Below are 14,467 nucleotides of genomic sequence, written 5' to 3'. Positions count from 1 at the left end.
ACAGGCCACGGCCATCGGCCCCGCCCGGCATCATGCCGGGCGGGGCCTTTTCATTGCCTGACCGACATGTCGCACCCCCGCGCCTGGCCGATGCTGGCGCGGGGGTGCCATCGGGTGCCATACTGCCCCGGTGGTAAAGGCAAGTCGGATCAAGGCATGGGCAGGCGGCTGTCGGCTTCGGGTTTGTGGCGGCGCATCGCGGCGGGCGGGTTGATGCTTGCCAGCACGGCCGAGGCCCAGACCCCGGCCGAGTTCGACGCCGCAGTTGCCGCGCTTTCGCCCCGGCTGGGCGGCGATTGCATGGCGGCCGATCCGCCCGCGGCCGCGGCGCTGCGCGACCTTGGGCTGACGGTCGAGGCAGCGGCGGCCTGCCCCTCTCGTGGGGCGGCACTGGTGGCGGTGGCGTTGCCATCGGATGCGCGCGACGGTCAGGGCGGTGCGCTTGGGCTGGCGTTCCTGCGTGCGCATCTGGCGCAGGGCCGCGCGCCCGTGGTGCTGATCGACCGTCAGCGCGGCATCGGCATCGCGGTGGTCGCCGCGGGCGCGGCCGAAATCGCGACCGAGATCGAGCCGCTTTCGGCACTGGTGGCGGCGGCAGGCGGCCCAAGGGTGCTGTTCGACGGCCGCCAGCCCGGTGGCGACTGGCAGCCGCATCTGGTGCGCGGGGGGATGGCAAGCTCGATGCGCACGACGCCCGACGGGTTTGACATCGACGTGACGGCGGGGCCGCATGGCCGCATCACCGGCCTGCGTTCGGCACAGCCGCTGGTGACGCTGCCGCTGCCCGGTGATCCCGAAAGCCTGCGGCTGCGGTTCGATCTTGACCCGGCGCGGCTGTCGAATGCGGTCTTTGCGTTGGTCCCACCCGAGGGCGAGGGCAAACGCGACTGGGACGTGGCCGTGGTCTGGCTGGGTCTTGAGGCGAAACCGGCAGGGGCGGCGCCCGAGCTGATCCTTGCCACGCAACGCCGCGAGCAGGCCCGCCTTGCGGTGACGGACATGACCGCCCTTGCCGGTCTGGCGCTGGAGATCCGACCCGACGGCACCGTTCTTGCGCAGAACGCAACCGGAGAAACCCTGCTTGAAGGCCGCCTTTCCCCCGATGCAGCAACCGCGCCGCTGCATCTTCAGGTTTCGGCCAGCCCGCCGACGGGCGACCTGCCCGCCCGCCTGATGCTGCGCCGCATCCTGCACGAAGCCGTGCCGTTCCGCGACAGCAACCCCGCCGCCATCCTGACCCGTTTCGGACAAGAGGTCACCCTGTTCGACGGCAGCGCCCGCGGCCCGCATTTCGATCTGCACGGCCGCCCCCGCCCATCGACCGGCACCGCGGTCGCCATGGAGCACGCGCTTCTGGCCACCGCCCCCGAAGGCGCGGGCCGCAGCGGCCCCGGCCTTTTCAGCCCCGACCCGGTGATCTGGCTTGACCATTTCGCAAAAGGCGGCGGCGCCCGGCTGCGCTTCACCTTCGATCCGGCCCAGACCTCGGGCTTTGAAATCGCGCTGACGGTGCCGATGTCCACCGACCAAGGCGAACCGGGACGACCGCGGTTTCTGCTGCATTGGCGGCGGATGCCCGATGGCACAATCCAGGCGACGCGCCGCATCGATACCAAGACGGCGGTTCTGGACGCCACACCCACGGCAATGCCCCGGACGGTCGATCTGCTGCTGACCCCCCTTGGCGTGCAGGTGCTGGCCGAGGGCTTTCCCGAGAGCGTGGCCCCCTGGCCCATCCTGCGCGAGGGGCTGGGCCTGCGCCTGAATGTTCATGCGATGGCCGAAACGGCCAGACAACCGGCGGCACTGCGCCTTGAGCGGATCGAGCTGACCCGGATTCCCGCCTCGGGGATCGCCCCGCCGGGTCCGCCCGCGCCGGGGGTCACCCCGTTGCCGATCCGCCGCTTCTTTCCCGACCTCGACACCCCGTGGGAGGCCTATGGCCTTGCCGGCGTCCCCGCCGCCGAGGCGATCCGCCCGCATGGCGATGGCATCGCGGTCACGACGCCCGAAGGGTTCGAACATGGCCGGGCGGGGCTGCTGTCCTCGGGGCCGGTTGCGGTGCTGGATGCGCGCCTTGCCCGCACGCCCTATCGCCTCAGCCTGCGGTTCGACCCGGCGATGACCGACAGCGCCGAGGTGATCCTGTCGACCCGTCGCCAGCCTGATCTTTGGAACGGCTCGGAAATCGCGCTACGGCTGCTGCGCGAGGCGGGTCCGCGCGGCGCGGGACGCTGGCGGCTGGCGCTGATGCGCGACCATTACCTGCACTGGACCCGCCAGCTGACCGCCGAGGAAATGGCGCAGTGGGACGGCGGGCTGGATCTGGATCTGGGGCCGGGCACAGTGGCGGCGACGCTTTCCGGGGTCACCACGGTCGCAGGCACCGGCTTTGTCGGCGTGGCCGAAGGCACCGCGTTCCACATGACCGCCCATTCCTGGGCCGAAGGCTACGGCGGCGCACGGATGGCGCTGACCTCGGTCAGCGGCGGCTGGGTCACCCCGCCCGACATGACGGCACGCGAACGGCTGGAACTGGTCGATGCCGACGACTTTGACGCCGCGCGCTATATCGACCTGCTGGCCCGCGAACTGGCAGGAGACCCGAAATGAAATGGCTTGTGTGCGCGCTGCTGGCGATGACGCTTTGGCCCGCCATGGCGCTGGCGGACCAAAGCCTTGACGACCGGATGAAGCTTGCCCGCGAAAAGAACTACCTCAGACCGCGCGTCAGCGATCTGTCGGCCTATTCCCAACCCACGATCGACCGCGTCAAGGAACGTGTGGCCCAGATCGACGATCCCTGCATCGCCGCCGTCGAAATGGCGCTGTTTCTGGACATGCGGCGCAATGAAACCGGCGTCGAGGCGCTGATGGAAGAGGTGGAAAACCCCTGGATGCTGGCGCTGGACATCGCCGCCGCCTGGGGCACGCCCGACAAGCCCGAAATCGGTGCGCGGGTGATCGACGGGCTGCTGTGGCAAGGCGCCAAGCGGTTCAGCCATCTCAGCACCATCGACAATCTTGGCAAGACCGCCGATGCCATCGACCGCCATTTCACCGGCACCGTCGCAAGCCGCCGTGGCCGCTGGGCCTATGAGATCTGGCGCCAGGCGCAGGACATGGGCTGGAGCGATGCGGAAATGGTGGCGATGCAGCGCGACATGGTGGCCGAAAGCCAGGCGTCGCTGGCCCTGATCCACGAGGCCACCGAAAGCCTCGATCGCAAGATCGTGCCGGTGCATCTGATCCACGGCCAGCGCATGATCGAGATCGAGCGCCGCCATCAGGACCGGCTGGATGCGATCATGGTCGAGGCCGGCGGCGACCGCTTTCGCATGGACGAACCCGCCTTCGTGCTGAAGCGCGCCGATGCCCGGAATGCCTTTGTCGCGGAAAAGCAGGCCGAACTGCAACGCTATCAGGACCACGAAAACCAGGTGATCGCCGAGCATGACCGCCGCATCAGCGCCGAACTGGCGAAGATCGCGCGGCTTCAGATCCAGCGCGAGGCGCTGGAACGCTATGCCCGGCCAGTCCGCGCCGGCGATTGCGCGCAGGTGACGCAAAAGCGCAAGCCCCGCCCGGTCGGCCCCGCGCAGGATCGCCACGACGATCCGGTGGTCTCGCCCATCCTTGGGCTGCCCAACGAACAGATGCTGAAGTCGCTGGCCGAACTGGGAATTACGCCCTCGGAGGACTATCTGTCCTGCGTCTGCCGGGCGGCGGGCTATGGCTCGCCCCAGACCTCGCAATATTATCATCCCGACACGATCGGCGAGTATGACGCCCGTTACAGCTGCAACAAACCCGGGCCGCCCTGCATCGTGTCGGGGTTCGGCTGCATGCGCTATCCGATGCCGGCGCGGGCCGCGACATGGGATACCTGCGGCGCGGTCAACGGCGCCGAAGGCGGCCCGACGATGACCGAGACGGTCCGCGCCGGGTTGGCCGCCCGCGCCGCCACCGCCCCGGGCCAGCAAGGCCCGGATGCACAGGGCGCAACCACTCAGGGCCCCGCCAAATCAGGACAAACGCCATGACCCACGCCCGCCGGATTTGCCTGATCGTGGCGCTTGCCCTTGCCAGTGGGGCCCATGCCGAAGGCACCACCGGCAAGGTGCTTGGCGGGCTGGTGGCCTACAGCGCGCCGCCCGGCTGGGTCGCGCTGCAAGAGACCGACCGCTTCACCCTGTTGGCCGAGGACGCCGGCGGCTATGTCTCGGTTGCCGTCGGCGGCGCGGTGCTGGCGCCGACGGGTCTGGCCGGCAAGGTGCCCGCGGGCCAGTATGCCACCTTTGTCGATGCCCACTACATGCATTGGAGCGAATTCGGCTGGCGCAGCGACCGGGCCGAGTTCCTTGACAACGGCCAGCCGGCGCCAGGCTATCACATGTTGCGCGTGGCGCGGCGCTGCCTGCCCGGACAGGTGCCGGTGGCGCTGGTCTGGGGCGGAACGGACAGGTTCCGCACCGGCGAGACCCTGAAAACCGTGCTGGGCGGCCTGACCTTCAACTGGCCCGCGGCCCTGACAGACTGCACACCGGAAAACGCGGGCGCAGGACAGGGCGCGGTCGCCGCCCTGCCGGTGCCGGCCGCACCTGCACAGCCGATGCCGGCGGCGCCCGCCCAACCCGTCCTGCCCCCGGCCCCGCCCGCCCCACCACCGACGCCCGCCCTGTCCGAACCCGACAGTTTCACCGCCGACGCCAACGGCTACACGCTGTATCAAAATGCCCGCTACGGCACGCGGATTTCGTTCCCGGCGAGCTATTTCCGCCCCGACCCGCCCCCCGGAAACGGTGACGGGCGGCAGTTCACCTCGGCCGATGGGGCCGCGCGCTTCATGGTCTTTGCGCAATACAACGCCCTTGGCCTGACGCTGGCGCAGATGATGCGCGACGAGATGGCCGCCCGCCCCTCGGTCAGCTATCACGCCTCGGGTCGGGACTGGTATGTGCTGTCGGGGGTCGAGGGCGCCGCGATCTTCTACCGCAAGGTGACGCTTGACCCGTCCGGTCTGGTGCAGGTGTTCGAGATCGCCTACCCCGCCACGCTCAAGACCCAGTTCGACCCGGTCGTAAGCTGGATGGCCCAAAGCTTCGGCCCCGCGCCCGCCATGGACCTGCCCGCAACCGGGCAGACCACCATGCCACAGGTGGGCCAGCTTTGGACCCCGCCGCCGAAATCGCCCGAACGCGCCGCGCTGATGGATGTCGCCCGCGGGCCGATCACGGCCGAGATCGGCCAGCCGGTGATCTTCGTCGTCTCGGTCCTGCGCACCGATGGGGTCTGGGCCTATCTTCAGGCGCAACCGCGTCGGCCCGACGGCGGCCCCATCGACTGGTCGCGCACCCGCTTTGCCCACGAAATGCAGGTCGGCGGCATGAGCGACACCGCCATGGTCCTGATGCGAAAGGACGCCGGAGGCTGGACCGTGATCGAGCATGTGATGGGGCCGACCGATGTCCACTGGATCGGATGGCTGGACAGCTACGGCCTGCCCGAGGCGCTTTTCACCCCCTGACGGGCGCAGGGGCAATCCAGCGCATCCCGACACGTCATTGGCCCTTGGCGGTTGCCCCGCAACCCGCCATCCTTGGCGGGACGGAACCGGGTGCCGGGTCCGTTTTCTTCGGCAACGTATTTGCAATGACGGAGGATTGCCGCATGACCCCCACGCCCCGACCGCATCTTGCCGGGCTGCTGCGCCGCGCGGCAGTTTGTCTGCCGCTGATCCTGCCGGCCGCAGCCCCGGCCGCCACCCTGGACGAGACGCCCTCGATCGACGGGCTTCTGGGCACCGCGCCACTGATGGGGACCGAAGGCGCCGGGCAGGGCGTCGTCAGCCTGCCCCGCTCGCTGGGACTGCTGGGCGCCGAAGAGGAAACCCTGCGCCAGCGCGCCGAGGCCGATCCGCGCAACATCGCCCTGCTGAAACAGCTTGCGCTGGTGCAGGTCAGGAACGGCCACCCCGAAGCCGCCATCGAGACGCTGGAAAAGGTCCACGCCCTTGCGCCGCAGGATGCCATGATCGCGCTGGACATCGCCCGACTGGTCGGCGCAACGCAGGGTGCGCCCGCCGCACGCGCCGCGTTGGAACGGTTCCGCACCGCGGCCGCCGATCCGTTCCCGTTCGAACTGGCCCTTGTCCAGCTTGACCACGATGCCGGGGCCACATCCGCAGCGCGGGCCCGGATCGCCCAGATGCTGACCACGGCACCCGAGGCGCAAAAGGGCCGGCTGCGGTTGCTGCTGGCGCGCTATCTGCTGGCTGCGGGCGACACGGCAGGCGCGGCGGCGCAGGTCGAATCGGTGCTGGTGTCAGAGCCCGCCAATGTCGATGCGCTGGCGTTCCGGGCCCTGTTCCGGCTGAACGCGCTGGATCTGGACGGCGCGCGGGCCGACATCGCCGCGGGGCTTGGTGCCGACCCGGACAATGTCGCGCTGCTTCGGCTGTCGGCGCGCGGCGAATGGCGGGCGGGCCAGCGCGATCTGGCGATCGAGCGGCTGCTGCGCGCCGCCGAGCTGTCGCTGTGGCACGAAGATGTCGTTCTGGACGCGGCGAAGGCACTGGACGATGCCGGCCGCAGCCAACAGGCCGGAACGCTGATCGAAACCGCCTTGGGCCACCAGCCCGACGCGCCGCAGCTTCTGGCACGGCTGGGCCAGATCCGGCTGACCGCAGGCGACTGGACCGGCGCCGAGGCGGCGGCGGCGCAGTTGCGGCTGACAGGCTCGGCAGAGGCGATTTCGGATTCGGAAAAGATCCGCGTTGCGGTTCTGCGCGGGCGCGGCCAGACCGAGGAAGCCTTTGGCCTGATGCGCAGCCTTGCCGATCAGGGCGCCGATCTGGGCGCCATCGCCGAGGTGGTCAACCACCATCTGGCCAAGGGCGACCCCGCCGAGGCGCTGACCTATGTCGACACGCGCCTGTCCGCCGCCCCCGGCCAGCCTGCGCTGCTGCTGATGCGCGCATCGCTAAGCGACCTGCTGGGCAAGCCGGACGCGGCCGAGGCCGACTATCGCCGCGTGGTCCGCACCCTGCCGCAAAGCGCGGTCGCCCATGTCGCACTGGCCCGTCACCTGATGCACCGCGACCGCCCCGCGGATGCCGAAGCCGCCCTGCGCGCGGGCCTTGCCGAACGGCCCGACGATCCCTCGCTGAAGATGCCGCTGGTCGAGATCCTGCTGCGCCGCGCGGACATCGACGGCGCGCTGGCGCTGATGGAAGATATGGTCCGCGCCTATCCCGACAATGCCCTTGTCGCCAACAACTATGTGTCGCTGGTGACCGATCACGCCCCGCTGGACCCCGTCCGGATCGCACGGGCCGCGGAGGTGGCCGGCCAGCTTGGCACCTCGGCAGTGCCGCAACTGCGCGACACCTACGGCTGGCTCTTGCACATCCGCGGCCAGCACGCACAGGCGCGTCAGATCCTTGAACCCGTTCTGGCCGAGATCCCGCAGGACGCCTGGGCGAATTATCACATGGGCATGGTCTGCAAGGCCCTTGGCGACCGTGAAGGCGCCGCCCGCCACTTGCAGGCGGCCCTGCGGTCAACGGATTCCTCTTTCACCAAGGCTGAACAGGTTCTTTCCGCATTACAGGCACTTACAGAGAACTGACCCGACCGCCGGATCAGCCGGCAGCAATTTTCCTTGACGGAAAGGGGTTTGGAAAACATCATTAACCAGTATGCCTCAATGTGGGCATAATAAAGCCTGTTCTCTCGTTTTGCGTTTTTTACAAGGCAACCAATTCAACCTAAGGGGTATCCTCCGATGCCGAGACGATCCCACTTGCCTTCAGCCCTTGCCGGCACATCAGCCCTTTTCCTGTTGACCGCCGGCGCAGCCCACGCCTCTTTCGTCGCCAACTTCCACGCCAATTATTACGATGGACCCAACTCGCTTTTCGTCTTCGGGAACGAAGGGACAAGTGGCACGATCTCGGGCAACGACGGCTTCAACCAGACCTTCACGATCGACGCCACGGGCGTGTTTTCGCTGGCGCTTGGCCCCGGCGGGCGCGAGATGACCGGAAGCGGCACGGTCAACAACCTGTCTTTGCTTGTCGAATCGGCGGACCCGATCAGCGGCCTTGCGCTGAACCGGGCCTTGGCCACCACCGACATGACAACGCTTCTCGACCTTGATGGGCTCAGCACGAAATATCGTGTCCTGACCATCAAGGGGCTGACATTCGACGGATCGCAGATGTCCGTCACCGCGGTCGAGGACAATACCGTCGTCACCATCACCCCCAAAAGTATCCTGGGCAAGACGGATGGCGTGCCGTTTGAGGTGACGCTGCAAAAGGGCGAATCGGTCTATTACGGGTCCGGGACCAATGCCGATCTTAGCGGCACACTGGTCGAGTCCAGCAAGAAGGTGGCGGTGTTCTCGGGTGCGCAATGCACCAACGTTCCGGAAGGCATCGCCGCCTGCGACCACCTGATCGAACAGCAGTTCGGCACCGACAATTTCGACACCGAGTTCCTGATCGCTCAGACCCCCTTTGCCGGCAGCGATCAGGATCTTGTCCGGGTGATCGCCGATCAGGACGGCACCGAAGTGTTCCTGAACGGCGTCTCGCAGGGCACGATCAACGCCGGCGAGGTGTTGACCATCGACAATGTCGGCAACGCCAAACTGACCGCGACCAAGCCCGTCAGCGTGGGCCAGTTCATGCGCGGCCAGAACGGGTCGCGGACGGTCGGCGACCCGGCCTTCGCCATGCTGCCCAGCGTGGACCAGTTGCTTGACGCCTATGCCTTCATCACACCGATCGGCGTTGACGCCTTCACGCAGAACCTGCTGAACATCGCGATTGCCGCGGTGGATGCGGCCTCGTTGAAGCTGAACGGGGTGGCGGTGGATACTTCGGGCTTCACGCTGTTCGACGGCATCCTGTTCGGCAATCTTGCCATCGGTGTCGGGCCGGGCCGGATCGAGGCGGCAAAACCGTTCCTTGCCACGATCTCGGGCTTTGACGATTTCGACAGCTACCTGACCCCGATCGCTTCGGCGTTCTCGCCCGGCGTCTCGCCGCCCCCGAGCGTGATCCCCCTGCCCTCGTCGGCACTCCTGCTGTTGGGTGGCCTCGGCGCGATTGGCGCGCTTCGCCGTCGGCGGCAGAAGTCCGCCTGATACGGCACTGAACCGACGCTGAAAGTCCGGCCGCCATCGTCGATGGCGGCCGGACTTTCACGGCGAAAGCGCGGGCCTTGCAAGGCCGCCAGCGCGGCCGATACGGGCATCCTCATTCGGAAAAACATCGGTGCGGTGCTTGACCTTGCCGTTCAGGCACCTGATCGGATTACCACAGCAGTAGAGGCTGCAACTACAGCATACAGGCAACGCGCTGAGAGTCCGGTTTGGGCCGACTTCAACTCTCCGGCCGCCGGGTCGCTCTCTGCGCGCGGCAAAGGTTCAAGTTGAAACATCGCCCGAAGTCCTGAAGCAATGTCAGATAGTGCGAGCTGGCGCTTTCTTTCGAAACACGAGTTCGGGCAGGATCGTCTCCCATTCGTCGCGTTTGATATAGCTCTGGTAGCGATCGTCGTTGTCGGACTTGCGCCAGCGCACGACCGCACCCACCTTGCCCGCGACCAGAACGGTGCCCTCGGGCGGCGCCCATGTTCCCGCCATGCGGCCCAGCACGCGGCGATGGCCGTCGAGGATCAGCCACTTCCCCTCGCGCGACTCGATCGTCACCGGATCGTCGACCTCGGCGGCCGCAATGGCGGCCAACGTCGGATTGGTCTCTGGAAGCCGTCCGGCATAGGACAGATCGACCACGGCCATGTCGGGAACCTGATACTGGTCCGGTTGCGGAAGATCGATCCTGTGCGGCATCTCGACCTTGCGCAGCATCTCGCAATCGCTGTCGGCCTCGACGAAGGCGTGCGCTCCGTTCGTCACCACCGCCAGACTGCGGCGCGCACGGGTCATGGCGACGTAAAAGAGGCGGCGGGGCGCCTCGCCGTCCTCGCCCTGCGACAGCGCCTTCCAGCCGCCGTTCAGGATCACCACATGGTCGAACTCGAGCCCCTTCGATCGGTGCGCGGTCAGCAGCAAGAGCCCCCTCTGGGCGCTGCGGATGTCCTGCGCCCATTCGGCAAGCCATTCGATCGTGTCGGGAACCGGGATCGTCTTCCTGCCCAACTCGCGCGCGAGATCCGCGATGCCTTCGGCGATGAGATCGGCCCAACGGTTGGAACGCTGTTCGTTGAGCACGTCGAGCATGTCCTGAATCGTCAGCATTGCCGCCGGGCGTCGGCGCAGGCCCGCCACGAAACGCTGCATCTCGCGCAAGCGCCAGATGCTGGGCAGCTTCTCGTTCGCCATCTCGACGGGCAGCCCAAGCTTTTCGGCGTAGGCACGCACGGGGCCAAGCCGACGCCAGTCGCGCGAGATGATCGCGCACCGGGCCCAGGTGAATCCCGGATCGAGCCGCGCGATCCGCATCAGTTCATCGACCGCTGCCACCGCCTGCGCCGTGTCGTCGGCCGCGACGTCAAGAAACTGCACCCGCCCCTGACCGACCGGATCGTGGCGCGCCATCACGCCGCCCCCTGGATCGAGGCTGCGCATCTTGTCCACGGTGATCGGATGGCCGGCCTTCATCCGCCCCCGCGCCAGTTCGATGACCTGGTTCGCCGCATCGACGATGTGCCGGGTCGAGCGGTAGTTCTCGGTCAGGAACTTGGGCTTGGCGCGGTAGTCTTCTTCGAACCGACGGATGAAGGAAATGGAAGCCCCGTTGAAGGCGTAGATGTTCTGGTCGTCGTCGCCCACGGCAAAGAGGCTCAGCCGCTGGTCGGGATCGTCGAGCGAGCGCCCGGCCACGGCGGCAATCAGCGCATATTCCGCGGGACCGATGTCCTGATATTCGTCCACGAGGATCCAGCGGTAGCCCTGGATCAGCGCCTCTCGCTGCGCTTCGGCCTCGGAGCGGCTGAGACCCTCGCCGTTGATCTGCCGCACGGCCTCGCGCAGCACCTCGTCGAAGTCGCGCCGCTCGGCCGTGCCGCCCGTGAAGCTGGCCCCCACCAGCCGCATCGCCAGCGCATGACAGGTCGATACGGTGACGCGCGCGGCGTCCTCGCCGACCAGATGGCGCAGGCGGGCGCGGATTTCGGCGGCGGCGTGGCGGTTGTAGGCAAGCACGAGGATGCCGCCGGGATCCTCACGTTTCACCCGCAGCAGATAGGCGATGCGATGGACGAGCACCCGCGTCTTGCCCGATCCCGGCCCCGCCAGCACCAGCACGTTGGTTTCCTCGCGGTCGTCGGCGACGATCTCTTGCTGCACCGGGTTGCCCAGATCCTCGAAGATCTGCTTCCACGCCCGGCCGGTGGTCTGCCGGCGAAGTTCCGTGCCGCGGCCGGGCATCCAGCGGCGCAGGAAACTGTCCTGATCGAGGGCGAAGTAGTCCCCGGACAGGCGCACGGCCTCGTCGATCCGCTCCAGCCCCGTCTCGGCGTAGGCGGCCATCACGTGGGTCTGAAGGGTCTGCTCGCGGTAGTGCTCTTCCAGCGGCAGGAAGTCCTTTCGGGTAAAGCCCGCGTGCCCCGGCTTCAGGTGGATGGTCATGGCCGAGCGGAACACCGTCAGGCCCTTGCCCAGCGTCATCACCTGCTGCTCGTGCAGCCACAAGAGCGCCCGCTCCATCAGCTTGGTCATGTCCTTCACGCCGGACGCCGCGATCAGCGCGTCGCCGTGCAGCGCCGCCAGCAGGTCGCCCAGGGTGGTCGGGCGGCGTGTTCATGACGTGGCGCACGATGCTCAACAGCTGGTCGCGCCGCGCCCGCGTGATCTCGGCGCCGGTCAGCCGCGCCTCGGCCTCGGCCAGCGACCGCACCAGAAGCGACGACGGAAAGACCTGCACCCGGTTTTCCTCGCGCGAGATCAGCGTGGCTTCCTCCAGCCACGAGATCGCCGTCTTGACCCGCGTGTCGTCGGTGACGCTGTCGCGCACGAAGGCGCGATCCTTCTCTTCGCGCACGATCTCGCCCGCGGTGGCCACCACCTTGCCGCTGTTGCGGGTGTGCTCGTCGATGCGGCGCAGCGCCTTGAGGATGGCGCCGATCTCGTGCCGTTCAAGGCGCGAGCGCGCGGTCAGGGTGAACTGCCGCTCCACGTCGTCGGCATGGTAGAGCAGCACGCATTCGGCGGGGTCGCGGTCGCGGCCGGCCCGCCCCGCCTCTTGCAAGTAGTTTTCCAGCGAGCCCGGAATGTCGGCGTGAAGCACCAGCCGGATGTCGGGCTTGTCGATGCCCATCCCAAAGGCGTTGGTGGCCGCGATCACCCTCAGATCGCCCACGCGGAACCGCTCTTGCACCGCCTGCTTGTCGTCGGGGGTCAGGCCCGCATGGAAATGCTCGGCCGCAAGCCCCTGACGTTTCAGGAAATCCGCGATGCGCTCGGTCTCGGCGCGGGTGGCGCAATAGACGACGGCCCCCGACCGGTCGTCCCGCGGCAGACGCTCGGAGATCGTGGCCAAGATGTCCCCAAGCTTGCTCTCCTTCGTCGTCGCCAGCACCGAAAAGGTCAGGTTGGTCCGCGTCGCCCCGCCGTCGAACAGCCCCAGTTCGACGCCCAGACGTTCGCGGAAATGCTCGGTGATGTCGCGCACGACCTCGGGCTTGGCCGTGGCCGTCAGGCACAGCACCGGCGCAGGCGTCGCGTCGCCCGAGAACTCGCGGATGAAGCGCCCGATGTAGCGGTAGTCCGGCCGGAAATCATGGCCCCATTTCGACACGCAATGCGCCTCGTCCAGCACCCAGAGCCCGACCTCGCGCTGCGCCAGAACGGACCGGACCGAGACACTGCGCAACTGTTCGGGCGAAATCAGCAGGATGGCCGCCCGGCCAAGACGCACCCGGTCCAGCGCCTCCTGCCGTTCGGGCATCGAGAGCATGCCGTTGATGGTCACCGCCGACGAGATCCCCGCCCGCTCCATCCCCTGCACCTGATCGGCCATCAGCGCGACGAGCGGCGAGATCACCACCGTCAGCGCCCCGGTCTTGTCGTAAAGGCTCAGCGCGGGAACCTGATAGCAGACCGATTTGCCCGTGCCGGTGGGCAGGATGCCAAGGACGTTGCCGTGGCCCATGGTCTCGGCGACGATGACCTGCTGAAGCGGCCGACCGTCCGCGTCCGCGGGCTGGGGACGGAAACCGTCGAACCCGAACCACTTCCGCAGCGCGCCGACGGGGTCGTTCATCTCGGCGCACCAGCCGCAGGCGGCGTCGCCGCAGTTGGTGTCCCGCAGATCGCGCACGATCAGCGCCGCCTGCGGAAAGGCGGCGCGCACCCACGGCGGCATCACGGATTCGCCGCCCGCCACCGAGATCCAGGCCAGCGCATAGGCCATCGGCCAGCCCGATCGCGGGTCCGACAGCGCGTCGAGCACTCGCCCGACCTGTGCGCCACAAGCCTTGCCGGCCAGCAGGGACCGGATCGCCGCCAGCGCCGCGGCGCGATCGGGCTGCCGTGCCTTGCGGATGTCGGAAAAAACCGCGTCGAAGCCCTCGGCCCGGTCCATGCGGGTCGCGAGGTAATGATAGGCCAGCAGGGTGTCGGGAGAGCGCCCGCCAAGCTCGGTCAGCGCGGCGATCTGGTTTTCCAGCACCTGAAACACCAGTCGCGCGTCAAGCTCGGGGTCGTTCACATGCCCCGCCTGAAGGCGCCCGTCGTGGTAGTGCTTCACGAGATGGTGGTAGGGGTTGCGCGGAAAGGCCAGCGGATTGAGCCAGAGCGTGTCGATCGGCGCGGCCATCTTCGCAAGAAGGTGCGGGCGCGCCGCCAGCAGATGCTCAATGTCGTGGCGCAGGATGTTGTGGCCTATGACGTGCGATGTCTTGCCGAGCGCCTTTTCAAGCTGATCAAGGCCCTCCTTGATATTCCCTTTCGCGGCGACAACGGCAGGCCCATCCCCGAACCGCACCGCTGCCATGTCGAAAACCTCGGCCGTCTTGGGATTGACTTCGAGATCAACCGACAAACAACGTGCCAGCAGAGGCGTCTTGTCCTCGCTCCTCGAGCGTAAGAAACTCAGTAAAGCCATCAATCCCAAGCAAAACAACAGGTCGCGCGAGACTAGAGCGCGCCAACCGGCACCGCAATACACCACACCACACCACTTAGCGTAATCGCCACGTCCCACCCGCGGTCGCCGCCGTTGCAGGATGGGTCTGTCGCTCTGGCACTTCGCCGGGGCTTGAGCAAGGAGGATGCGATGGGAGTGTTTGCGGCGTTGGACGTGTCCCAGGAAGAGACAGCGATCTGCGTGGTGGGGCAGGACGGGGTGCTCGTAGCCGAGACGAAGGTTCCGACCTGCCCGGATGCGATCACCGGCTGGCTGAAGAAGCTTTCGGCCACCGCGTTGTCGTGGCAGTTTCCTCGACGGCTCATAGAGTGCTCAAGATTGTGGGCGCGCAGGAAGGCGGCCCAGTCC

At 67.6% G+C, this 14,467-nt stretch carries 5 protein-coding genes and 2 pseudogenes; 6 read left to right on the top strand and 1 reads right to left on the bottom strand.

From position 1 onward, the window contains the following. Positions 1-156 precede the first annotated feature (156 nt). From CRO07_RS11305 to CRO07_RS11285, 5 genes are all read left to right on the top strand, one after another. The gene (locus CRO07_RS11305; protein WP_097030804.1) at positions 157-2,613 is read left to right on the top strand and encodes a hypothetical protein; all 2,457 of its coding nucleotides are present in this window, start codon (positions 157-159) and stop codon (positions 2,611-2,613) included. Next, entirely contained in the window at positions 2,610-4,043 is a 1,434-nt protein-coding gene (locus CRO07_RS18705; RefSeq protein WP_097030803.1) for a hypothetical protein, read from the top strand. Before CRO07_RS11305 ends, CRO07_RS18705 begins: the two co-directional genes overlap by 4 nt. Continuing rightward, a complete protein-coding gene (locus CRO07_RS18425) occupies positions 4,040-5,527 on the top strand; it encodes a hypothetical protein (protein ID WP_097030802.1) in 1,488 nt (495 codons plus the stop codon). Before CRO07_RS18705 ends, CRO07_RS18425 begins: the two co-directional genes overlap by 4 nt. Before the next feature lie 143 nt (positions 5,528-5,670). Beyond that, positions 5,671-7,629 (top strand): tetratricopeptide repeat protein, encoded by a 1,959-nt coding sequence (locus CRO07_RS11290; RefSeq protein WP_176504558.1) that lies wholly within the window; start codon positions 5,671-5,673, stop codon positions 7,627-7,629. A gap of 213 nt (positions 7,630-7,842) precedes the next feature. Continuing rightward, on the top strand, positions 7,843-9,153 hold the full coding sequence (locus tag CRO07_RS11285; RefSeq protein WP_204840007.1) for an IgGFc-binding protein: 1,311 nt from the start codon (positions 7,843-7,845) through the stop codon (positions 9,151-9,153). Positions 9,154-9,471: 318 nt separating this feature from the next. Here the strand turns inward: CRO07_RS11285 and CRO07_RS11280 are convergent. Beyond that, positions 9,472-13,966: pseudogene (locus tag CRO07_RS11280) on the bottom strand (RecQ family ATP-dependent DNA helicase). A gap of 282 nt (positions 13,967-14,248) precedes the next feature. Here CRO07_RS11280 and CRO07_RS18920 point away from each other — a divergent pair. After that, positions 14,249-14,467, top strand: a pseudogene (locus CRO07_RS18920) (hypothetical protein); the annotation flags it as partial.

The sequence above is a fragment of the Cereibacter ovatus genome (assembly GCF_900207575.1).
GTDB classification, from domain to species: domain Bacteria; phylum Pseudomonadota; class Alphaproteobacteria; order Rhodobacterales; family Rhodobacteraceae; genus Cereibacter_A; species Cereibacter_A ovatus.
Note: the sequence above shows the minus strand (reverse complement) of the source record. Positions and strands in the feature narration are given on the sequence as shown.